This is a genomic window from Streptomyces antioxidans, from assembly GCF_000968685.2.
Taxonomy (GTDB): domain Bacteria; phylum Actinomycetota; class Actinomycetes; order Streptomycetales; family Streptomycetaceae; genus Streptomyces; species Streptomyces antioxidans.
Map to the genome: position 1 here is coordinate 1 of NZ_LAKD02000279.1, position 489 is coordinate 489.

Below are 489 nucleotides of genomic sequence, written 5' to 3' on the forward strand. Positions count from 1 at the left end.
AGCCGCTCCACCACGAGTACGCCGACGCCCTCGCTCCATCCTGTGCCGTCGGCGGCGTCCGCGAACGCCTTGCACCGGCCGTCGACGGCCAGCCCGCGCTGGCGGCTGAACTCGAGGAACACCCCCGGTGTGGCCATCACGGTGGCGCCGCCGACGAGGGCGAGCTCGCATTCCTTCCTGCGCAGCGCACTGCCGGCGAGGTGCAGGGCGACCAGCGACGAGGAACAGGCGGTGTCCACGGTGACCGCCGGGCCTTCCAGACTGAGCGCATAGGACAGCCGGCCGGAGAGCACGCTGCCCGCGGTGCCCGTGATCCGGTAGCCGTCGAGGTTGGTCGGGACGGTCGCGACCCGCGCGGAGTAGTCCTGCCCGCTCGCCCCGACGAACACCCCGGTCCGGCTGCCCCGCAACGACAGCGGATCGATGCCCGCACGCTCCAGCGACTCCCATGACACTTCCAGCAGCAGCCGCTGCTGCGGGTCCATGGCC

At 72.4% G+C, this 489-nt stretch carries 1 protein-coding gene; it reads right to left on the reverse strand.

Going from position 1 to position 489, the window contains the following annotated elements:
* On the reverse strand, positions 1–489 hold a 489-nt coding region (locus VT50_RS38160), incomplete at both ends, for a beta-ketoacyl synthase N-terminal-like domain-containing protein (RefSeq protein WP_143645425.1).